At 51.0% G+C, this 22,090-nt stretch carries 24 protein-coding genes; 6 read left to right on the top strand and 18 right to left on the bottom strand.

Translation table 11 applies throughout. The annotated features are described in order from the left end of the window. Positions 1 to 16: 16 nt before the first annotated feature. The 3 genes from BM025_RS07990 to BM025_RS07980 form a co-directional block, all read right to left on the bottom strand. Positions 17 to 415 (bottom strand): DUF2177 family protein, encoded by a 399-nt coding sequence (locus BM025_RS07990; RefSeq protein ID WP_085849393.1) that lies wholly within the window; start codon positions 413 to 415, stop codon positions 17 to 19. 66 nt (positions 416 to 481) lie between these two features. Continuing rightward, complete coding sequence (locus BM025_RS07985) at positions 482 to 967, bottom strand: dihydrofolate reductase (protein WP_085849394.1); 486 nt, start codon at positions 965 to 967, stop codon at positions 482 to 484. 11 nt (positions 968 to 978) lie between these two features. Further along, on the bottom strand, positions 979 to 1,812 hold the full coding sequence (locus BM025_RS07980; protein ID WP_085849395.1) for a thymidylate synthase: 834 nt from the start codon (positions 1,810 to 1,812) through the stop codon (positions 979 to 981). A 134-nt stretch (positions 1,813 to 1,946) separates the two neighbouring features. Here BM025_RS07980 and BM025_RS07975 point away from each other — a divergent pair, with 134 nt between their 5' ends. Then, positions 1,947 to 2,369 carry a VOC family protein gene (locus BM025_RS07975; protein ID WP_085849396.1) on the top strand — a complete coding sequence of 141 codons (423 nt, stop codon included), beginning with the start codon at positions 1,947 to 1,949 and terminating at the stop codon, positions 2,367 to 2,369. Between the two features lie 140 nt (positions 2,370 to 2,509). Here the strand turns inward: BM025_RS07975 and BM025_RS07970 are convergent, their stop codons facing one another. Both BM025_RS07970 and BM025_RS07965 read right to left on the bottom strand, forming a co-directional pair. Next, positions 2,510 to 3,007 (bottom strand): MarR family winged helix-turn-helix transcriptional regulator, encoded by a 498-nt coding sequence (locus BM025_RS07970; protein WP_085849397.1) that lies wholly within the window; start codon positions 3,005 to 3,007, stop codon positions 2,510 to 2,512. A 191-nt stretch (positions 3,008 to 3,198) separates the two neighbouring features. After that, a complete protein-coding gene (locus BM025_RS07965; RefSeq protein WP_085849398.1) occupies positions 3,199 to 3,492 on the bottom strand; it encodes a succinate dehydrogenase assembly factor 2 in 294 nt (97 codons plus the stop codon). Positions 3,493 to 3,609: 117 nt separating this feature from the next. On the opposite strand from BM025_RS07965, the gene BM025_RS07960 reads away from it, so the two are divergent. Together BM025_RS07960 and BM025_RS07955 are read left to right on the top strand one after the other, a co-directional pair. Beyond that, positions 3,610 to 4,812 carry a pyridoxal phosphate-dependent aminotransferase gene (locus tag BM025_RS07960; RefSeq protein ID WP_085849456.1) on the top strand — a complete coding sequence of 401 codons (1,203 nt, stop codon included), beginning with the start codon at positions 3,610 to 3,612 and terminating at the stop codon, positions 4,810 to 4,812. Between the two features lie 102 nt (positions 4,813 to 4,914). Further along, a complete protein-coding gene (locus BM025_RS07955; protein WP_085849399.1) occupies positions 4,915 to 5,319 on the top strand; it encodes a hypothetical protein in 405 nt (134 codons plus the stop codon). A 33-nt stretch (positions 5,320 to 5,352) separates the two neighbouring features. On the opposite strand, the gene BM025_RS07950 is transcribed toward BM025_RS07955, so the two are convergent. The 5 genes from BM025_RS07950 to BM025_RS07930 all read right to left on the bottom strand — a co-directional run bounded on the left by BM025_RS07950 (position 5,353) and on the right by BM025_RS07930 (position 9,748). After that, positions 5,353 to 6,744 (bottom strand): MATE family efflux transporter, encoded by a 1,392-nt coding sequence (locus tag BM025_RS07950; protein ID WP_085849400.1) that lies wholly within the window; start codon positions 6,742 to 6,744, stop codon positions 5,353 to 5,355. Between the two features lie 135 nt (positions 6,745 to 6,879). Next, the gene (locus BM025_RS07945) at positions 6,880 to 7,764 is read right to left on the bottom strand and encodes an NAD-dependent epimerase/dehydratase family protein (protein WP_085849457.1); all 885 of its coding nucleotides are present in this window, start codon (positions 7,762 to 7,764) and stop codon (positions 6,880 to 6,882) included. A 42-nt stretch (positions 7,765 to 7,806) separates the two neighbouring features. Next, on the bottom strand, positions 7,807 to 8,325 hold the full coding sequence (locus tag BM025_RS07940) for a lipocalin family protein (RefSeq protein WP_085849401.1): 519 nt from the start codon (positions 8,323 to 8,325) through the stop codon (positions 7,807 to 7,809). Further along, complete coding sequence (locus BM025_RS07935) at positions 8,313 to 8,711, bottom strand: hypothetical protein (protein ID WP_085849402.1); 399 nt, start codon at positions 8,709 to 8,711, stop codon at positions 8,313 to 8,315. The genes BM025_RS07940 and BM025_RS07935 overlap by 13 nt, the downstream gene beginning before the upstream one ends. Then, positions 8,708 to 9,748 (bottom strand): aldo/keto reductase, encoded by a 1,041-nt coding sequence (locus BM025_RS07930; RefSeq protein WP_085849403.1) that lies wholly within the window; start codon positions 9,746 to 9,748, stop codon positions 8,708 to 8,710. The genes BM025_RS07935 and BM025_RS07930 overlap by 4 nt, the downstream gene beginning before the upstream one ends. Positions 9,749 to 9,978: 230 nt before the next feature. Between BM025_RS07930 and metG the strand changes: the two genes are divergently transcribed. Both metG and BM025_RS07920 read left to right on the top strand, forming a co-directional pair. Next, the gene (gene metG / locus BM025_RS07925) at positions 9,979 to 11,700 is read left to right on the top strand and encodes a methionine--tRNA ligase (protein WP_085849458.1); all 1,722 of its coding nucleotides are present in this window, start codon (positions 9,979 to 9,981) and stop codon (positions 11,698 to 11,700) included. 300 nt (positions 11,701 to 12,000) lie between these two features. Continuing rightward, positions 12,001 to 13,011 (top strand): glycosyltransferase family 2 protein, encoded by a 1,011-nt coding sequence (locus BM025_RS07920; protein ID WP_085849404.1) that lies wholly within the window; start codon positions 12,001 to 12,003, stop codon positions 13,009 to 13,011. A 19-nt stretch (positions 13,012 to 13,030) separates the two neighbouring features. On the opposite strand, the gene BM025_RS07915 is transcribed toward BM025_RS07920, so the two are convergent. The 8 genes from BM025_RS07915 to BM025_RS07880 all read right to left on the bottom strand — a co-directional run bounded on the left by BM025_RS07915 (position 13,031) and on the right by BM025_RS07880 (position 20,798). Beyond that, positions 13,031 to 13,795, bottom strand: coding sequence for an SDR family NAD(P)-dependent oxidoreductase (locus BM025_RS07915; RefSeq protein WP_085849405.1), 765 nt, complete (start codon positions 13,793 to 13,795; stop codon positions 13,031 to 13,033). A 62-nt stretch (positions 13,796 to 13,857) separates the two neighbouring features. After that, positions 13,858 to 15,075, bottom strand: a complete 1,218-nt coding sequence (locus tag BM025_RS07910) for a GAF domain-containing sensor histidine kinase (protein ID WP_085849406.1) — start codon at positions 15,073 to 15,075, stop codon at positions 13,858 to 13,860. 143 nt (positions 15,076 to 15,218) lie between these two features. Next, positions 15,219 to 16,025 (bottom strand): inositol monophosphatase family protein, encoded by an 807-nt coding sequence (locus tag BM025_RS07905; RefSeq protein WP_085849407.1) that lies wholly within the window; start codon positions 16,023 to 16,025, stop codon positions 15,219 to 15,221. Continuing rightward, complete coding sequence (locus BM025_RS07900) at positions 16,022 to 16,849, bottom strand: glycerophosphodiester phosphodiesterase family protein (protein ID WP_085849408.1); 828 nt, start codon at positions 16,847 to 16,849, stop codon at positions 16,022 to 16,024. The genes BM025_RS07905 and BM025_RS07900 overlap by 4 nt, the downstream gene beginning before the upstream one ends. A 70-nt stretch (positions 16,850 to 16,919) precedes the next feature. Beyond that, entirely contained in the window at positions 16,920 to 18,032 is a 1,113-nt protein-coding gene (locus BM025_RS07895) for an extracellular solute-binding protein (protein ID WP_085849409.1), read from the bottom strand. Positions 18,033 to 18,076: 44 nt separating this feature from the next. Beyond that, positions 18,077 to 18,904: an ABC transporter permease gene (locus BM025_RS07890; protein WP_085849410.1), complete on the bottom strand. Its 828-nt coding sequence runs from the start codon at positions 18,902 to 18,904 to the stop codon at positions 18,077 to 18,079. Further along, positions 18,901 to 19,755 carry an ABC transporter permease gene (locus BM025_RS07885; RefSeq protein ID WP_085849411.1) on the bottom strand — a complete coding sequence of 285 codons (855 nt, stop codon included), beginning with the start codon at positions 19,753 to 19,755 and terminating at the stop codon, positions 18,901 to 18,903. Before BM025_RS07885 ends, BM025_RS07890 begins: the two co-directional genes overlap by 4 nt. Beyond that, complete coding sequence (locus BM025_RS07880) at positions 19,752 to 20,798, bottom strand: ABC transporter ATP-binding protein (protein ID WP_085849412.1); 1,047 nt, start codon at positions 20,796 to 20,798, stop codon at positions 19,752 to 19,754. Before BM025_RS07880 ends, BM025_RS07885 begins: the two co-directional genes overlap by 4 nt. 148 nt (positions 20,799 to 20,946) lie before the next feature. On the opposite strand from BM025_RS07880, the gene BM025_RS07875 reads away from it, so the two are divergent. Beyond that, complete coding sequence (locus tag BM025_RS07875) at positions 20,947 to 22,062, top strand: ROK family transcriptional regulator (protein ID WP_085849413.1); 1,116 nt, start codon at positions 20,947 to 20,949, stop codon at positions 22,060 to 22,062. Positions 22,063 to 22,090: the final 28 nt, after the last annotated feature.

The following is a 22,090-nucleotide window of genomic DNA, read 5'->3' as shown; positions in this document are numbered from 1 at the left end:
CGGGCCAAGCCATAACTTAGGTCAAAGCCCGCGTGATCAACATCCCAGCCACAGCAGACACCCCTGTCAAAACACCACCCCAAATGAAATCGACGGCAACCATCGTAGGGTGCCAACGATCAAGGGTCGCGTAATTTGTGAACTCGTAGGTCCCATACGCCATCAATCCAAGCAGCGCCGCTTTCGTGAAAGTGCCAAAAATCGACCCACTTTCAAGCGCTGGCCAAGACACGAAAAACAGCACACCTGCGATATATGCAAGATAGAACACGGCGGCGGGACCGATTCTAAATTCATCAAGCAACCAATCGCTGAGATGCGTCTCGAACACCGGTCTCATAATATTTTTTAGAAAAACTGCATCCAAGCCAAGAAAAACAACGGCGGTCGATATATAAAGAAGTATGAGCTGCATGGTGCCTCCTGTTCAAAAGGGATACGCAGCGGACCAGCTTTTGGATCATGTTCGGCCAATGATATTTTATGGCTTTACCTTGCGCAGCCGTTCAACCACATCACAACGCGGCCCATCAGACCGCAAACACATGCGGGTGGTTTCGGTCCAATCCGCTGTGTCAAACTCAGGGAAAAACGTGTCTGGCTGCTCGATTTCCAAATCGACTTCGGTGATCAAAAGCCGGTCTGCCAGTGGCAACATCGCTTGGTAAATACCAAATCCGCCCATGCCGTACACACGGCCATAGGCCTGATCCTTGGCAAACTTGATAGCGCCCTCTAGCGTTGGAAACACGTGCTCATGATCGACACCTTGCGAAGAGACCACGATGTTCAACCTGTTTTTCAGTGGCTTAAATGGCAAGCTGTCCCATGTATTACGCCCCATAATACAGGCCCCCCCCAAAGTTTCGCGTTTAAAAAACGCAAGATCTTCTGGGGCATACCATGGAATTTCATTGTCTTTGCCAATGGCCCCATTGCGGTCGCGTGCAACAATCAACGTAATCATATGCGAATCCTTTAGACTGCCACGGGCGCTTTGATCATCGGATCTGGATTGTAATTAAGCACCTCGAAATCATCGTATTTGAAATCGAAAAGTGATTTCACATTGGGGTTCAATCGCATCTGTGGCAGCTTTTTTGGTGTGCGTGACAGTTGCAATTCGACCTGTTCAAGGTGATTGGAATAAATATGAGCATCGCCGATGGAATGTACAAAATCGCCCGGTTCATAGCCCGTAACCTGCGCCAACATCTGTAACAACAATGCATAAGACGCAATGTTGAAAGGCACCCCAAGGAACATATCAGCGGAGCGTTGATACAGCTGAAGATGCAATTTTCCACCAAGGATTTTAACCTGCCACAGCGTATGACAGGGCGGCAAAGCCATGTTGGGCACATCCGCAGGGTTCCACGCAGACACCATCAACCGACGACTGTCCGGTGAGGTTTTAATCATATCAATCAGATTTTGAATCTGATCCACTGAATTGGCAATGAAAAGCGGTTCACCGTTGCGGGTCTCGTTGGTTTTTTCTAGCGCAGGGAAACGACGCCATTGATGTCCATAAACGGGGCCAAGATCCCCATTTGCATCGGCCCATTCATCCCAGATCGAAACACCATTGTCTTTGAGGTATTTGATATTGGTATCGCCCGCCAAAAACCACAAAAGTTCATGAATGATTGAGCGTAAATGCACTTTTTTAGTCGTAACCAAAGGAAACCCATCTGCCAAGGAATAGCGGGTTTGCATGCCGAAATAAGAAATCGTGCCAGTTCCGGTGCGATCTGTCGTGTGCTCGCCCTTGTCCAAAATGGTCTTAAGTTGGTCGTGATACTGCTGCACCTGTCGCTCCCCGTTCGCGTTTGGATTATTTGTAGGCGTCAATTACACAAAGTGCAAAGGGGCTGAGAGCCTTCGTCCCTAGAATTTCCAACCATCTACGTTATTGTTAAACAAAGACGCAAAGGGAGAAACACATGAAATACCTACACACTATGGTTCGAGTGAAAGATCTCGAGAAATCTATGGCCTTTTTTGAACTGCTGGGTCTGAAAGAAACACGACGTATCGAAAATGAAAATGCACGTTTTTCATTAATTTTCATGGCAGCAGCAGGCGATGAAGACTGCCCAGTTGAATTGACTTATAATTGGGATGGGGACGACGCGCTGCCAACCGATGGGCGTCATTTTGGCCATTTGGCGTACAGTGTCGAAAATATTTATGACCTGTGCCAGACGCTGATGGACAATGGCGTCATTATCAATCGCCCTCCCCGTGATGGACATATGGCGTTCGTGCGCTCACCTGACAATATTTCTATTGAGTTACTGCAAGAGGGCGAAAGCCTTGCGCCTGCAGAGCCTTGGGCGTCAATGCAAAACACTGGTCACTGGTAAGATTTCAAATATTTAAATCGTGCATAACGCACGCAAAAAAATGGCGCTCTCGCATATATAGGCGGGGGCGCTTTTGCATCATAGACTGCTTTAAGCTTGAGGAAGCGACGGAATGGACATTCTGTCCAAAATCACGTCGTTTAGTAAATGTAGCGGATCTGATCTGTCCAATACCGTTCAACTCGACGTAGAGATGTGTTGATCTCATCAATGTCTGCTGGCGTCAAAACAGCTTTATTTTCAAGACCATCAGCGTGACGCTCAAAAAGTTCGGAAACTGTATCGGACACATGGCGGCCCTTTTCAGTCAGTTTAACCCGCACAGAACGCCGATCAACTTCGCAGCGCTGATGGTGCATATAGCCCATATCAACCAGTTTTTTCAGGTTATAGCTCACATTCGATCCCTGATAGTATCCTCGGGATTTCAACTCGCCTGCTGTCACTTCATTTCCGCCCACATTGAACAAAAGAAGTGCCTGTACGGCATTTATTTCAAGAACACCGACGCGTTCAAACTCGTCCTTGATCACATCAAGAAGAAGACGGTGAAGACGTTCCACCAAAGATAGGGCTTCAAGATATTGCCCCATGTAAGTCGTGTCGTTCGATTTGGTAATCGTAGAATGCATACTCATTGGGTACTCCGCCATTAGGGCATGTAGAAGGCCACTTTGACGGAAATATCCAAAAATTCAGTTAAACGTCGTTGCTTTTTTTATAGAAAACAATTTCAACTTGATCAGGATACGAAAAATAAACATATATGAACAAGATCAGTCATTTAGTTAACCATGTTTACACGTTATCCTACGATAGTAATATCTTGCTATCCGCCGTGAGCAACGCCTTGTTTGTCAGCAAAAGCAAGTAAGAGATCAAGCGTTGGTTGCAATTCGACAGGCACCTCATGCTGGCCCGTGACCCACGCCAAAAGATCCTGGTCATGCTCACTCATCAGCATTTCAAAATCATCAAGCTCTTGCGGCGTCATGCTGGCCAATTTGGCATCGGCATAGCCCCCGATCAACAGGTCCATCTCTTTAATACCGCGACGCCATGCTCTAATTTTAAGGCGTTTCAGGCGATGTTCGTGAGTCTCTTTAGGGGCTTGTGTTGACATGGTACTCTCCATTTTGTCTCGTTTTTGCACTTTGCCCCCTTGATGTGCAAGGGACGTCTTGGCGCAGACGTTTTGGAGGTCTATCAAGGGATCAACCACAACCCCAAAAGGTGCCTTATGTCATTTCTTTCCAAATCGCTTGCCCGTGTCAAACCCTCCCCCACCATCGCGGTGACGACCAAGGCACAAGAGCTCAAAGCCGCGGGTCAAGATGTGATCGGGCTTGGTGCAGGCGAGCCTGATTTTGACACGCCAGACAACATTAAGGCCGCGGGTAAGCGCGCCATCGATGAGGGTAAAACCAAATACACTGCGGTCGATGGCATTGTCGAATTGAAGCAGGCGATTTGCGCTAAATTCAAACGTGACAATGGCTTGGACTATGAGCCACAACAGGTTTCCGTGTCTTCAGGCGGCAAACAAGTGCTGTACAACGCGCTGGTTGCAACCTGTAATCCGGGCGACGAGGTGATCATCCCAGCGCCCTATTGGGTCTCTTATCCTGACATGGTTTTGCTGGCGGGCGGCACACCTGTGGCGGTTGAGGGCACGCTAGCCAACAATTTCAAAATCACCGCAGACCAACTTGAGGCTGCTATCACACCGAAAACCAAATGGCTGATTTTCAACTCTCCGTCGAATCCTACGGGTGCCGGTTATAGCCGTGTTGAATTGAAAGCGCTGACTGACGTATTGCTGCGCCACCCCCATGTCTGGGTGATGACCGATGATATGTATGAACATCTCGCCTTTGACGGGTTTGAATTTTGCACCCCAGCCGAGGTGGAACCTAAACTGTATGATCGCACACTCACCATCAATGGCGTGTCCAAAGCCTATGCGATGACAGGTTGGCGGATCGGGTATGCTGCGGGGCCCGTTGAATTGATCGGTGCGATGCGCAAAGTGCAATCACAGTCCACGTCAAACCCTTGTTCTATCTCGCAATATGCGGCGGTTGAGGCCTTAAACGGTCCACAAGACTATTTGGCCACGAACAACGAGACATTCGTGCGCCGCCGCAATTTGGTGGTGTCCATGCTCAACGAGATTGAGGGCGTGACCTGCCCGACACCTGAAGGCGCATTTTATGTCTACCCAGATATTTCAGGCTGTATTGGCAAGACATCCAAAGCGGGCGCGTTGATCACCAATGACGAAGTGTTCGCAACCGCGCTTTTGGAAGAAACCGGTGTGGCTGTGGTGTTTGGCGCGGCTTTCGGATTGTCCCCGAATTTCCGCGTGTCCTATGCGACATCGGACGCCGCCTTGTTGGAAGCTTGCACCCGCATCCAAACCTTCTGCGCCGCGTTGCGCTAGGCGGCCACTGGCATGAACGCTTTGAGGCTGTTAGCATAGCCTCAAAGCGGTAAAACCGCGAAACCCACAATCGGTAACCCCGAGAAACGATAGAGATTTGGTATGAGCGCAGACCTGCCCGACTACTACTTTCGCGTGCGTGAAAACGGCGCTTTTGTCTACCGTTTGGACACCGCCAATCGCCAAAGACGCATTGAAATGGATCAAATTGCGGTCGTGAATGTCAAAAACGGTGATGTGAAGCCGCATGGCGGGCGCACTTTATCTGATGGTGATATGAAAGCGATCGACGACTGGATGGCGGACCGCGTGGCCTTGTTGGCGCAGCGCGATATCGACGACATTCACCGCGCAATTGATCACCTCAATCTGACAGCGCACTGGGCCCAATCGCGTGCCACGCCAGATCAATTGGAAAATGTGACAGATCCCCTATTGATGGCGATGCATGATCTGCGCACAGTTTTGGTCCGTAAAAAAGCAGACCGTTTGCTTAAGGATAAATAGGGGCACGCTTAAATGCGGCGCCCCCAATCCAGTTCAGCCGTCAGATGTGATCCGTGATTTGTACGCCCAAAAGCGCCACGTCATCATCGCGCATGCGACGCTCAACCCAACCAGCAATCCGACCCAAACCCCAGACGCACCCCAGCCCACGACAAAGGCAAAGATATAGGCCACGGGCAATCCGACCGCCCAGTAAGAAATGCTTGCAAGCCAAAATGGGATCGCCGTGTCTTGTACGCCGCGCAACAACGACAGCGCCACCACTTGACCCCCATCGGCGAATTGAAACAGTGCTGAAAAGATCAACAGGGTCGCGCCAATGGCCAAAACAGCATCGCGTTGCGGTTCATCAGGCGCAATAAACAAGCCAATCAAAATCTCTGGGATCGAGAAATAAATCATACAAGTAATCGCGGCCATGCCCATCGACATCAACGTCACAACCCGTGCCCCAGCCCGCAGATCAGCTTCGTCTTTACGACCAAACGCATTGCCCGCGCGGATGGTGCCCGCCTGCGAAAGACCAATTTGCACCATAAAGGCCACTGCGGACAGTTGCATCGCGATGCCATGCGCCGCCAGTGCTTCGATGCTGATCCAGCCCATCATCAAAGACGCCACGTTGAACAGGCTCACTTCGGCCAAAGATGTCAGACCAATCGGCACGCCCATTTTCAAGACACGGCCAAAGACCTCCCAATCGGGTTTGAAAATATTGCGGAACAATTCGTTTTCTGGCGTAACGATTTGGGCGTAAACAGCCAAACCGATCATCGTCAATGTGCTGACGATCAACGATGCGACAGCCGCCCCGGCAATGCCCAGTTCAGGGGCGCCAAAGTTCCCAAAAATCAACACATAGTTCAGCCCTGCGTTCACCACAGTGGCCAAAATAGCCGCGATCAAAACGGCACGCGTACGTTCAAGCGCAGAAAAGTAAGACCGGAACACCAAAGCGATCAAGGCAGGCACCATTTCAATGCCAGCGATGATCAAATAGGGCTGTGCCAATTTGGCGATATGCGCATCTTGCCCCATGGCCTCAAAGGCCGCGGCCGAGAACAAAAAGATCGGGTAGACCAAAATGGCAGCAAGGATAGACAACCACATTGCCATGCGTGTGGCACGGCGGACCAAGGTAATGTCGCCTTCACCCGATGCTTTTGCCACCAATGGCATCACGGAAAATGCAAAGCCCGCGATAAAAATAAAGATGATGAACCAGAATCCAGTCGCAAGCACCAATGCAGCCAATTCATCAAGCCCGTACCACCCCATCATGACCACGTCAGTCATATGCAGCGCAAACTGCGCCAATTGGCTGGCAGCCAGCGGCAATCCGAGCGTCAGCACCATGCGGGCATGTTCTGAAAAAGAGCGTGTTTTGATGTTTGGGGTGCCACTGGGCAAATCATTATGTGTCATGGAGAGCCTATAGGACGGAAATCTCTGACCGCCGAGTCAAAAAGACCAATGGAATGCACAAAAAATGCAATGCATCCCATCACAACTTGTGAAGCAAGGGACGCGCGCGGCGCAAGCCCCTTGCTATGGCAGCTGTTAAATTTTGTCGCGCCACGTGTAGACAGGCGCAAATCCAAGCAGGTCTTTCGCCTTTTTGATTGAGAAAAATGTCTCATCCGGCCCCATATCGCTGGCTTGGGGGACATCGGCGTAATAGCGACTGATGATCTCAGATGTAGACAGATCGACAGAATGACCTTCGTTTGCGGCATTGAAAATCTGAAACCCCAGACCATCTTTGTGCAGCATCAAATCCACCATCTGACCCAAATCGCGCGCATCGATATAGGCAAAGAAATTGCGGCGGCGCTGATCAGGGTTGGCCACGTAATCGGGGAAATTTTGCGCATATTCATGCGGCTCGATCACGTTGTTGATACGAATACCGTAGATGTCGATACCAGATCGCTGATGAAACGACTTGGCCGTAACTTCATTCACAACCTTGGACATAGCGTAGCTGTCTTCGGGCACCACGGGGTGCTCTTCGTCCAACGGAATATATTCAGGTTTGCGTTCCCCATCGGCGAAACAGACGCCGTATGTGGTTTCGGACGAGGCGAAAATCACCTTTTTAATCCCAAGCTTCACGGCCGCCTCAAGCACATTATAGGTGCTCATGGTGTTGACCCGATATGTTTCATTGTCGGGTTTAAGCAAAATACGCGGGATGGCCGCAAAATGCACGATAGCATCAAATTTCGGCACGCCTGTGCCCGGCTCAAGTTCGTCAAAATTCGCGTATGATGTCAATGCGTTGAACACCTGGCCGCTGTCCGTGATATCAACTGTAAGATTGTCCACACCCGGATGATCCAAAGGCACCAAATCGGCGTTCACCACGCGGTGACCGCGCTCCAAAAGATAGGGCACAACATGTTTACCCGCTTTGCCTGACCCACCTGTAAAAAGTATCCGCATCTTGTCCTCCCAAATGTTCATTCTATCGTCATGCTTGCGCTGTTAGCGTCGCCGCGCGGGGCGCAATGTAGATACATCAAACCCGTTCCATGTCAAAATATCACGGGCTGCTTTGCGCTTGTCACGGGGTATCTCAAGCGCCCTGCTCAGCACATGCGCCTTTCCAGTCGGCGTGGCTATCACAGCCACATCATAACTTTGATCCACCCACAACACCCACAACTCATCCCCTGCGAAATTGAACCGGCCAGGGCCGATACGCGTGGCCACACCGCGCCGCAAATTTCCGTCCGAGCATGGCCCCTCTGATAGGATCATATCGCCATTTTTTTGCCGACTAAAGGTCACTGCCCCCAGCACGCAAGACGCGCCGTCGGGCACATAGGCTTCAACTTCATACCAGCGCCCCGAAAATTGTGCGGGATCAAAACTGGCCAAGGATGACATCGGCACGCTTTGGTCACGTGTGCCCGCCACAGGCCCGCTGGCCGTGGACAAACAGCCAGCCAAAGCCATGCACAATATAGAACCCAAAGCACAGCGGATCATCAATCCACGCATATCGTCACCTCGCGTCCAGAGCTGTCCAATATGGCATGACACCCAAACAGTGGTTTAATCGGCGCACAAGATTTAGTGCGCGCCAAACACTGACTTTCGCAATCGGTGGCTTTGGCACATGATTTCCCCGCATCTTTGGGTGTTTCAAAACACACCATAAGCCCCGCAATACCGCCAGACCTATAGTCTCCGCCTTTGGCAAGACAGCTTTGCTTGGCTGCCTCCCCCGCGCTAGGGTCAAATCCTGCAAGCCCGTAACTTTGGGTTGGTGCGACATCATCTTGCGGGACACAGCCAGCAAGAGACAATGCGCAACAAATGGCAAAGATCAAACCCGATATGGCGCGCCTTGGTTTGGCGCGCCAAATGGATGCAAGTGTCGTCAAAACGGTAACGCATGCGCGCGATAAGCCGCATCGATGTCTTTCAACACATCCTTGGACAATTGCAACGTTTCACCGTCCAGTGATTTTTCCAACTGTGGCACAGACGTCGCGCCAATGATCGGCATCAGATCAAAAGGACGCGTCAAAGTCCACGCAATGGCCATCGCAGTCGGGTCAAGATCATGCTTGGCCGCAATGTCCAAATAGGCTTGTGTCGCTGTCCATGCTTGTGGCGTGACCCGTCCGCCCAAATCACCATTCAGCGCCATCCGCGAGCCCTCTTCCACGACCGTGCCGCCTTGGTATTTACCAGTCAAAAGACCGCAGCCCAAACAGGAATAGGCCAAAAGCGTAAACTTTTCATGCACCGCCATTTCGGCCAAATCCGTGTCATACATACGGCACAGCAATGAATATTCATTTTGGATTGTTTCCATGCGCGGTCCGCCGGTTTCTTCGGCGATGCGCAGCCATTGTGCCATGCCCCAAGCGGATTCATTGGATGTGCCAAAGGCCCGCACCTTGCCAGTTTTTTGCAGCTCGGCCATCTTTTCGTTCACTGCACGCATGTTGTCCAAAACGTCTTCTTTGGCCGGCTGTTGCGAGGGATCGAAACCCCAATGTTGGCGAAAGTGGTAAGATCCGCGATTAGGCCAATGCAATTGGTACAGATCAACGTAATCGGTTTTCAAACGCTTGAGCGAGGCTTCGAGTTGGCTCACGAGTGTCTTTGGTGTGATGCCTTCAGCGCCGAGCGGACCGGGGCCTGCAATTTTAGTGGCCAGCACCCAATCTTTACGCTTTCCGGTGCGTGCGAAATATTCACCAATAATGGCCTCTGTGTCGCCTGCGGTTTCTTTGCGCACAGGGTTCACGGGATACATTTCAGCCGTGTCCATAAAGGTCACGCCATCTTCTGCCGCACGGTCAATCTGTGCGTGGCCTTCTTCGAGTGTGTTTTGCGTGCCCCATGTCATAGTGCCCAAGCAGATTTCAGAAACTTCGATGTCGGTTTGCCCGAGTGTGCGATAGCGCATGAAACGCCTCCTCATTGTTCTTTTACTTAAATGTTAGCGCCATCCTATTGGGAAGTTTGCGGAACTCAAGAGCACCTTTACCCATGACCCCTTGTGCGTAAAAATGTGCGTAAAAAAATCACGCAAACATCGACAAACGCCCTTGCTGCAGACAAGCCTCTGGCCCTTTCGCACAAGGGGCGTTAGGACAAGGAAACCCATTCCACATGACGCACCGCAAGGGATCCTTCATGGCACGTACACTCATCACATCCGCCCTGCCTTATATCAATGGCATCAAGCACCTTGGAAACCTTGTCGGCTCGCAGTTGCCGGCTGATTTATATGCCCGCTATTGTCGTGCACGTGGGGATGAAGTGTTGTTTTTGTGCGCCACAGATGAGCATGGCACGCCTGCGGAAATCGCGGCGCAAAAGGCAGGCAAACCTGTCGCTGAATTCTGCGCCCAATTGCATGAAGCCCAAGCCGAGATTGCAAAAGGGTTTCGCCTGTCGTTTGATCACTATGGTCGGTCCTCGTCAGATCAAAACCGTAAATTGACGCAACATTTTGCCAAGCGTTTGTTTGACGAAGGGCTGGTTGAGGAAGTGTCCGAAACCCAAGTCTATTCAGAAACAGATGGGCGCTTTTTACCAGATCGCTACATCGAAGGCACCTGCCCCAACTGCGGCTACGACTCTGCGCGGGGCGATCAATGTGACAACTGTACCAAGCAGCTTGACCCAACTGATTTGATCAATCCGCATTCCACCATTTCAGGTGCGACAGATTTGGAAGAACGCGAAACCAAGCATCTATATTTGCGTCAGTCCAAAATGCGTGATGCGCTAAACAATTGGATTGATGAGAAAAAAGACTGGCCAATCCTGACCACCTCTATCGCCAAAAAATGGCTCAATGATGGTGACGGATTGCAAGACCGTGGCATCACACGTGATCTCAAATGGGGCGTACCTGTTCAAAAAGGCGACGCACCTTGGGAAGGTATGGAAGGCAAAGTGTTTTATGTTTGGTTTGATGCGCCTATTGAATATATTGCCTGCGCGAATGAATGGACCGAAGCCAATGGCCTGACGGATGCCGATTGGGAGCGCTGGTGGCGCACTGATAAAGGCGCGGATGATGTTCGATATGTGCAATTCATGGGCAAAGACAACGTTCCATTCCACACGCTCTCTTTCCCCGTCACAATGCTGGGATCAAACGAGCCATGGAAGATGGTTGATTACATCAAATCCTTTAACTACCTGAACTACGATGGCGGGCAATTCTCGACTTCGCGCGGGCGCGGTGTGTTCATGGATCAAGCCTTGTCTATTCTGCCTGCCGACTACTGGCGTTGGTGGCTATTGTCTCATGCGCCTGAAAGCTCGGATTCAGAATTCACTTGGGAAAACTTCCAACAATCTGTGAACAAAGACCTGTCTGATGTATTGGGCAACTTCGTTTCACGTATCACCAAATTCTGTCGTTCGAAATTCTCAGAATCCGTACCATCGGGTGGCACTTACGGGCCGGTTGAAGAAGCTTTAATTGCTGATTTATCTGATAAGTTAAAGGCTTATGAGACGCACATGACCAATATGGACGTGCGTAAATCCGCAATGGAACTGCGCGGCATTTGGGTGGCGGGCAACGAATACCTGCAAACCACGGCCCCTTGGGCGACGTTTAAAACCGATCCAGAGCAAGCGGCAGCGCAGGTGCGTTTGGGACTGAATCTTATCGGTCTTTATGCGCGCTTATCCGCGCCATTCATTCCGGACACGGCTGAAAAAATCCAAGCGGCGCTGAACATGTCTAACCTCGACTGGCCAACAGATATCGCGGCAACTTTGGGGGAATTCAAAGAAGGGCACGCCTTTACGGTTCCAGACAATTTGTTCGTGAAAATCGATGATGACCAGCGGGTCGAATGGCAAGAAAAATTCGCAGGAAAACGCGAAGACTAAACGCGCAGCATATGTGTGATTATGACAAGTCTAGACCCTCGCCATGGCGGGGGTCTTTTGGTTAAGTTCGCTAGAAAGTATCACTCAAAACTATAAAATCGAGCCCCCTCACCAGTAGCGTTTATGTTGCAGTTCTGTGTCCCTATTTGGCATACGCGTGAGCAATAGGGCGTTATGTCAAAATTCACGTACCTAAGGTTGACTAAATTTTCATTTCTTGCAAAATCATTCATTAAGATATTTGTTCATGGCTTAATCAAATTCACGCTTTAAGCCCCTATTTTACAAGTGGTTTCCCCAATGGTTCAGTCTCCCCCACCCAAAACCGCTCTTGTCACCATCGCGAAGGATGAGGGGCCTTATATTTGGGAATGGGTGGCGCATCATAAAGCCATCGGTTTTGACGAAATCATCATGTTTCAAAATGATTCAACAGATGGCACGGGAGAAATCTTAAATTTACTACAAGACCACGGTGAAATTCAGTACCTCTACAACCACGCGCCAAAGGGCAAACACCAAGTTAGGGCCTACAAACGTGCGTCACGCCAACAGAGTTTTTTAAAGGCCGATTGGGTCATGGCCTTAGATCTTGATGAGTTTTTGACAATCAAACACGGCGCAGGAACACTCAATGATTTTTGGAAGGTGTATTCAGATTTCGATTGCGTGTTCGTCAATTGGAAACTTTTTGGGTCCAGCGGCGCATCGTCTTTATCAAACAATTTGGTCACACAGCGCTTTCAATTGTCAGAACATGACCATTGGATCGAACGTTTTCCACAAGCCTACAAATCCTTTTATAAACGCGAGATGTTTGGCAGGCCGGGCATCCACAAACCCCCGACTTTGGACATCACCGACCCATCAATCAAAATTACCAACAGCTCTGCACTGCCCCGTGATGAGTTTACCATTCGAAATTTTCAATGCACCGACAGCAAGCAAAGACAATACGCGCAGATCAACCACTACATCATCAAAGATGCCCAGAGTTTTGTTCTTAAAAACATGAAGGGAAGTGCCCACCAAGCGGCACGCAACATAGGCTATAAGTATTGGAAAATGCGAAATAAAAACCAAACGGTTGATACGGCTATTTCCCGTACCACACCGCGACTTCATCAAGAAATGCTGCGCTTGGACAACCTAACAAACGGCAAACTATCTGAGTTGACACAAGAAGCCCGGGTCCAACATAGCAACGCATTTGCACGCGCGCTGCAAACTGATGAAGGCATGGCGCTCTATCGGTTTTGTATAGATAACCCTTACATCAAAAAGCCCATCTCCCCCCTTCGACTGCTATAATGCGCCTTAAAGCTCATGATCAATATTCTTGTGGCCAAGGGGCCGATGAAAACACGCCGCCATCAACGTATAGCGTTTGACCTGTGACGAACGCAGCGGCATCCGAGGCCAAGAACACAACAGGGCCTGCCATATCTTGGGGGGTGCCAACGCGGCGCAGTGGTGTGAGGGCGGACCATTTTTCTGCGTAGCCTTCGGTTTCATCAGCGGTGCGATCTGTCGCGATGGCACCGGGGGCCACGCAATTGACGCGGATGCCATAAGGGCCAAGTTCCATTGCTGACGCTTTGGTGAATTGTTCAATGCCACCCTTTGAGGCCGTGTAATCCGATAGGTTTGGGAATCCAAGCTTGTTGCAGCCTGATCCCAAGTTGATGATCGCCCCCTGTTTTCCAGCTGCGATCATGTGCTTTGCGGCGATCTGCGTGTTTAAAAAACACCCACGCAAATTGGTGCGGATAACCCGATCAAAATCGGCCACATCCAAATCCAACAAAGGCGACCAAGTTTGAATGCCCGCATTGTTGACCAAGACATCAGGCGCCCCCCCCATGGCGTTTTCCACGTCAACATAGAGTTGTGTGACCGCACCTGCATCGCCTGCATCACTTTGAAACCCAAAGGCTTTATGCCCACGCTTTGCCACGTCGACCACAAGGCTGTCCACATGAGTGCTCGGCGTTAGATAGGTAAATCCAACATCATAGCCATTGTCCGCGAAAGCCAAAGCCAAGGTTCGACCGATGCCTGCATCGCCGCCTGTTACAAGTGCACGTTGTGTCATAAATCCTCCGATATGGCTGCGACCATGACCACACATGGTCATCGGGTCAAGGTCGTGATTTATCAGGTCAGTTGAACCGTTTTCAAACGCCAAGCCGGCAGACGGATGATGGCACAAGTGCTATCTTTTGTGGCTTGGACTTCGAATTCCCCGCCATGAAGTTCAACTAATTTGCGCGTCAACGGCAGACCAAGGCCCAGCCCGCCGCGTGTGTCCCTATTGTCGAGACGCCCTCCGACCACAAAGGGTTCATAAAGCGCCGCGAGTTCCACGTTATCGTCCAGCGCACCATTGTCGGTGACCGAAATCTCGACGTTTCCAGACGCATCTATACGGCGCGCCACTGTGATTTTGTGCCCGCCATGATTGATGGCATTCAAAGCAAGAGCCTGCAGCGCAAGCATGATTTGATCGGGGTCGATATAGATGGGGGTGATCTGCGCATCGTCTGTAAACTCGATCGACCGCAATTCGCCATCTGCCCCCGGAAGGACCAGTTCGGCGGTGCCTTTTAGGAGGTCTTCTAAGGTGCAGACCTTTTCGTTCAGGCGCAATTCACCTGTCGAGGCGTCACTGAAGGCGATGATTGTCTCGACCAACCCCGTAAGATGCGATGCGGATTTGCGCGCGGAGCTGAGCAATGAGGCGTTGAGGCCGCCTTGGGCGGTCGCTTCAAGCAGTTGCAGACTACCAAAAAGAATGGTGAGCGGTGTGCGCAATTCATGCCCGATAAGCGTGATGAAAGTCGCCTTTACGGTATAGTCGTTTGTGCGTTCCACAGGATTGGGTGGGATGCCTTCCAATGCGGCAACGACGGCCTTTCCCAAATCGCAAAGAATGGCCATTTGGTGATCGGAAGGCGCATCATGCGGCACAAGATCAAGCACACACAGGCTGCCAAAACGCTGCCCAGATGACAAAGTCAGAGGAACCCCTGCATAAAACCGCGCACCGGGGCCACCTTTTGCGACCATAGGATGGGTTTCAAATCGGGGATCTTTGCTAAGATCAGGCACCACCAGAGGCGCGCCTGACATGATCGTATGGGTGCAAAAGCTGTTGTCTTTCGGCATCCGGTCAAGGTCTATTCCGACAACCGATTTGTACCACTGAGTGTCTTGTTCAATGACGCTGATATGGGCGATAGGGCAGTCGAGGATTTTGCGTGTCGCTTCGCAGATCGCATCAAAGACGCCAGTGTTCGCATCGCTCAAACCGGGAACTGCAAACACGGATCGCAGGCGTGCTTCCTCATTGAAAGGAATGGGATACGTTCTCACTTTGGACCTCGTCACATTGGTTACATGAGGAACCATAACGGCATGTGTGGCACAATCAACCGTCGAGTGTTTGGTCAGGCTGGTGTGAGTTTATTCTCGAACACATTGGAACGACAGGGAAAATGAAACGCGGTTAAAATGAGTTAGCGTTTAAGCAAGGTCATGACTGCGGGATTTGCGGCCAGTAGCAATTTGCCTTTGGTCATATCGGGCGTATAGGTGCCGATCTCTCGCACCCACGTTTGGCCGCCTGTTTCACGGTAGATCAATTCTCCAGCCGCATGATCCCAAGGCAACAAGCCATGACAAATCGCGCCGTGGTACAAGCCTTTGCACAGCAAGCGGTATTCATGGGCAGAACAACCAAGGGATGTGACCCGTGAAAAGGGTGCGATGATTGCGGGCAAGTCATGTGCGCCAATGAATTCTTTTGCGATGATCAGGTTTAGATCGGTTTCTGCGGGGTGTGCAGGCTGGCGCAATGGCGCGGTTTTGCCAGCGGCATTGGTCACAAACGCCCCCTCGCCTTCAATCGCATGGATGGTTTCACCACTGATCGGATCGAGGATCAGCCCCGCGATGGTTTTGCCATGGCTAATGACCGCGATGATGACGCCGAAAACCGCAATCCCATGCGCATAATTCCAAGTGCCATCAATCGGATCAATGACAATCGACAGATCGGTTGTCGCGAGGTGATCCAAACGTACGGGGTCAGCTGCAACAGTTTCTTCGCCAAAGACATCAGCCTGTGGAAAGATACGTTGAAGCCCATTGATCAATGCCCGCTCGGCCTGTTGATCCGCCAGAGTGACCAAATCCGTCGCAGACGATTTTTGCGAAATCATATCGTCACTGAGCTTACCGAAAAAAGGCATGATTTCAGTTTCAGAGACCTCACGCATGAGCGTATCAATCGCTTTTATATCTGTCTTGGTGAGTGAGATCATGATGCAGACTTTAAAAATGTGGACAAGGCAGCGGGTTCATCGGTTTGTATCAAACGAATATGCGCCCGTGTCAAATCTCCCCAAACTGCATCAGGGTCAGTTAAGGCTTTTGTATCTTTTTTGGGGCAAAACGGAACGGGATCAAGCGTGTTGACGAACACCTCTGTCCCAACCGCTTTACACACAGCAGCCACCTTTAAAAGTGTTTCAAAATCACTGTACAGCACTTCGATCATCGGGAAATGTGCATGGGAAATAAGATCACAAATCTGGGAAACTGACGATTGATCAACATGTAAAATCGGTTTGACGATCAAACCCGTGGACTGCTCCAACGCGTGCAAACTGTCATAGTCGGCGCGGCAATTCACTTCGCGCTTTAGGTTCACTTGCTCCGCCATGCCTGCCGCTTTCACGGCTGCCACAATCGGGGCCACTTGGTCTGAAAACTTCATATCAAGATCAAGATAAACACGGTCTTTCGCAGCGGCCAAAGCCTCTGCAAAGCTGACAATATGCTCATCTGTCAACGCTGCGTCTGCCCCCATGCCCTGCTTCAATCGCAAGCCTTTAAGATCGTGCCAAAGGCGCGGCGCGGCAGCACCAGACGTGTTGGTCATCCGGTCTAGCGTACGATCGTGCAGACAAAACAGTGTGCCATCCCAGCTTTGCTGCACATCCAATTCAACGAATTCATACCCACGTTCAGCGGCCTGTGTAATCGCCAGAGCGGAATTTTCAGGCGCGTGATGCCATGCCCCACGATGGGCCACAATGGCGCAAGGCCAAGATTGATCTTTTAAAAAGGCGCGAAGTGGAAGCATGATTTTCTATCTCATTTGAGGAATGAAACGGGCCAATGATGCATCACTGGCCCGCATTTGAATGTTGGGTTTAGCGTTCGAGAATAACCTGTTCGATAAATGCTTTTTCCAAAGCACCACGGAACGGTTGATTTCCCCATGGAGTTTGGTTGGCGCGCTGCGCATTCGAAACCAAAGCGGCACTGTCATCGGCTTTGGCATGCATCGGTGCTGTGCCGAATGTTTGGTTGAACAACGTCTGAGTGTCAGCAGATGTCAGCCAGTTGATGAACACGGCAGCAGCCGCTGGATGCGGTGCATTCATAGGCACAGCAACCCCATTGGCCCCACCATACATGCCGAATTCTGGGATGTAAAATTTGATGTCAGCGCGCACTTCGCCGCTGTTTTGCAAGCCTGCAAGGTGGTCTTCCCATGCGGGGACCATCCACAATTCGCCGTCTGACAGGCGTGTGATGCTGTCCACGTTTGAGGCTGTCACGACATAATCGTCAGCTTGTGCCGTAAAGACATCAAAGCCCGCCTCGGCGACGGCAAGGCGTTCGTCAGACACTTCGCCATCCATGAGATCGATACCTGTGCTTGCGCGGATGATGTTTTGAAAAAAGGATGGGCCAGAGCCACCTTTTTCATAGTTGAACCCGAACTTGCCAGGATGTTCACCCCAAAACGCAGCGATGTCTTCGACTGTTTGGGGAAGATCCACTTGTGCCACATGTGCAGGATCATAGGCGATGCCTGTTTGGTTGCCCCAGTACGCAAGCACGTGACCTTTACCGTCAACGCCAAGCAATTCACCCACGCGACCATCATCTTCTGGCAACATGTTGAGAGGTTGGAACAATGCAGTCACGTCGATGGTGTCAAAATCGTTCAAACCCCATGCAAGCACATCAATATCACCTGTCTCGCGACCTTTTTCGGCAAGCATTTTGTCAGAGTTCCCTTGGCCTGTGCCTTCGGGAATGATCACATCAATCCCGTATTCAGCTTCAAAGGCCTCAACAACAGGGCGGAACCGATCTTGGAAGTACCAAACATACCAAGTGACCTGACCTTCATCTTGAGCTTGGGCGACAATGTCGTCCCAGCTCATGTTGGACATGTCGGTAGCAGGGCTATCGGCCCAAGCTATACCAGCGCTTAGAGCGAAAGCAGTGACAGACGTTAGCAGCGTTTTCATTGATTTAGTCCTTTGACGGGTTGATAGAAATTTCAGTATTCAGATCAGCCTTTGCCCGATGACAGAGTGGGATTGGCAGATTTCAAAAGCGCCTCAAGGAACAGCATCAAGATGACGTTCGGGACGACCAGAATGAGAGACAGCACAGCCGCATCCGGTCGGATGAAATCCTGACCAAGGCGGGAAAAAAGCAACGTTGGGACCGTGGTAAAGTCAGGAGACCCGACGATAAAAGCGATCGCGAACTCTTCGATGGACTGGATGAACACGATGAGCAGGCTTGCGAAAATACTGGGCCGCAAGGCTGGCAGATACGCGGCCCGAAAGCGTGCGATCGGCGATGCGCCAAGGTCGCGCGCTGCATCGATATGATCTTGGCGGACTTGTTCAAAACCTACAGTCAGAGTGCGAATTGCATAGGGCAAAAACAAGACACAATGCGCGATCAGGATCGCGAGAAACCGCGATTGTGTCAGTCCCAGTTGAAACAGGATCGCCGTAAAGAAAATGGCCGTAACAAACCCCGGCACAACCAATGGCAACAACACCAAAAGCTTTGCCACTTCACGCCCCGGAAAGGGAACCCGCGCAAGGCAATATGACGTCGGCATCGCCAATAATAACGTCACAATCGCAGTGATTGGTGCCAACGTATAAGAGTTCAAAAGCGCTGGTTTCAATGCGGAATTTTCCCACATATTCGTCCAGCGATACGTTGACATCTGTGGCGGCAAAAGATGGTCCGGCGTCCAAGGTTGCGCAGGATCGACCAGCGACCACAAGATGGCCATCGTAAAGGGAACCAAAAGCCAGATTGTACAAATCGCCAGCAGCACACCCATCAGAAAAGAGTTTATTTTTGCTTGTGTCATCGGCTGAATGGCCCCTTTAAGATCAATCGTGCAGCGATCGCCAAAAGCAGCGATCCTGCAAGGGCGATGACCATCAAAGTCACCCCGACAACCGCCGCCTCATGCCAACTGGTTTGGCGTACAAAAACCATCAGCTGAGCCAACGACTGACGGTTTGTCGGCCCTGCGATGACCTGAAAACTAAAGTCAGCAACGGCCCCGATAAAGATGATCACCAATGCGGCTTGCATGGCAGAAAGGCTCAGCGGTGCGATGATTTTGCGAAAACGGGCAAAGGTGCCTGCCCCCATATCGCGCGCGGCATCCAGCACATCGTCTGGAATGGCTTGAACAGCGCCCGTCAACAACAGCAATGCAAAGGGCATGTTCTTCCACGTCTGCAAAAACAGCACCCCGATGGCGCCCCGATCATTTTGCAGCCGGCGAGGTTCATCCCACAGACCAATGGCCTGCATCAATTGGTTAAAGATGCCATGATATGAGATCACGTTGATGAACAAAAACGCCGCGACGAGCCCCTGCACAAGTAACGGAGCCTTTAAAATCGCGCCAATGATGATCGACCCACGAAACGGTTTACGCAGCCAAATCGCCAGCGGATAGGCAAAAGCAACCGCAAGAATGGCCGACCAAACGCCGATATAAATCGAGTATGTCACAGCGCGGGTGTAAAGTTTGCGGTCCAACATCTCGGCCCAATGAGCCACCGTGAACACGCTGTCGCCATTGAGATTATACAACCCGAAAGACTGCGCGATCGCGACATAGACGACCATGCCAATCAACGAGACGATCAACCCCAATCCCGGCATCAACAACAGCAGAACTGTGGCGCAACGACGCCAAGTCATCTGCTTGGCTCCAGCATCAGAACGTCTTTAGCATCAAGGCCAAAGGCCACCTCGTCGCCAACCGATACATCGGAGTGTGGAACTTGTAGGCGATAGGATTGGCCCTGTGTCACAACATGTAGGTCCGTGAAATTTCCCTGAAATGCACGCGACACAACTGTGCCAGAAAGCGGCCCCTCAGGCGTGACATGCGCCAATTCCGGCCGCCACGCGATGTTGATTTTCTTGGCTTGAGGGTCTCTTGGATCGCGGCTGATCAGTTGGCCAATTTTGCTGTCCAAAATCCAGCCTCCCCCATCGGCCTCGCCAATCACTTCAGCCGGCATCACATTGGCGTTGCCAATAAAGTCGGCGACAAAGCTTGTGGCGGGCGTGTGATATAGGTCTTCAGGCGTTGCGATTTGTTCAATCTGACCATCACGCATGACAATGACGCGGTCTGATAATGCCAAGGCTTCAGACTGATCATGGGTGACATAAACGGCCGTCAGCGCGTTTTCATGCTGGATGCGTTTGATTTCAAATCGAACTTGATCACGCAGCTTGGCATCCAAATTCGACAAAGGTTCATCAAACAAAATCACACCGGGCTGCATCGACAAAGCGCGCCCCAATGCGACACGTTGCTGTTGGCCACCCGACAAAGCATTGGGCAACTTTCCCAACTGCTGCTCAAGCGACAACTGCACTGCGATTTGGGAAACCCGTGCCTTACGGTCCCCCGCCGGAGTACGCTGTTGACGCAAGCCAAACTCAAGATTGCCACGCACGGTCATATGCGGAAACAATGCATAAGATTGAAAACACAACGCTGTATCGCGATCTTCAGGTGGGGTGCGCGTCACATCCTTGCCGCCAATATGGATACGCCCCTGTGTAGGCGTCAAAAACCCCGAGATCATTTTTAAAAGGGTTGTCTTGCCACATCCTGATGGCCCCAAAAGAGTAACAAATTCACCCTGTTGCACCTCAAAGGAGACCTTATTGACCGCAACAAATTGATCGAATTGCATCGTAAGGTCTTGCACGATAATTTTAGACATGAAGTCATCCCCATAAGCATTATGGGCTTATTACTCGCGAAAAGTAATAACTTCATGACAATATAAATTTAGTGCATATTTTTACCTCAGCCTGTAAATCACCGTGTTATACGGCAGTATCGAACACCAAGACTGGAAACCCATATCGATGTCTTTTCCTTTGTCGCGCAGCGCAGCCGAAATCGTTGAAATCGCTCGGCGGCATCCACAAGTGGCACGCGCTGATATCGCCAAACACACGGTCTTGTCCCAACAAAGCATTCACCGGATCACAGCTGATCTTGTCGCGCGAGAACTGTTGATCGCCCATGATCCAATCGCAGATGGACGGGGCAAGCCAAGCCCTGGCGTTTCGCTCAACGGGCGCGGCGCACATGCCACCTGTATTTCAATCAACACCGACAGTGTGATTGTGGCGACGATTGATTTTTGTGGCGCGGTTCTTGCAAGTGCAACGCTTGATGTTGACCCAGATGATCCGAACGAGGTCGTAAAAGCCAGCCATGCTGAGGCGCTAAAACAGGGGGCGTCCCTTGATTTGGATGCAAATCGTTTTGCCGGCGTCGGCGTGTCGATGCACGGATTTCGACTTAGTCGAGACGGTGCGTTCATGACACCGCCCCCGCTATCAAACTGGGTCGATTTACCTGTCACGCCATTGTTCACACCTATTTTCGGCCCGCATGTTTTCGCTGAAAACAATGCGACCTTGGGTGCCATAGCCGAGTCTTGGGTCGGGCATGGCGTGACCACTGCGACGTTCGGATATTTGTCATTCAACCATGGTTTCGGCGGAGGTATTGTGCACGAAGGCAACCCGATTTTTGGAGCCAACGGCAACGCGGGAGAGATCGGCACGATTTACTCAGCAGAAATTGAGTTAAACCGCCCACGTCTTGAAGGTTTAATTCGTGCTCTGCAAACTCATGGAAATGACATTCAAGAGATTGCTCAACTTGATGACGCCGTCCGCCGCAATTTGCCAGGACTGTCAGAATGGTTGGAAGAGGTCATGCCACAACTTGATCTGATTGTGCGTTCCTTGACCGCTATTCTTGACCCCGAAAAAATCGTTTTCGGTGGCGAGGCCCCCCGTGTTTTGCAAAAAAAGTTGCTTGAACGTTGCGCCCCGCGCAGACCCGACAGATTTGGGCGTACAGCCCCCGCGCCACTGCTTGTTCCAAGCCTTGTCAAAGGCGACCCAGCGCTGCTTGGTGCGGGTATTCAGGTCTTTCGCAAAAGAATTTTGGCCAAAGAAACATAGCTGTTTTTATTATGGCATTTGTGACCGC

The sequence above is a fragment of the Pacificibacter marinus genome, from assembly GCF_900109555.1.
Lineage (GTDB): Bacteria > Pseudomonadota > Alphaproteobacteria > Rhodobacterales > Rhodobacteraceae > Celeribacter > Celeribacter marinus_C.
This window is presented reverse-complemented; position numbering and strand designations above follow the sequence as displayed.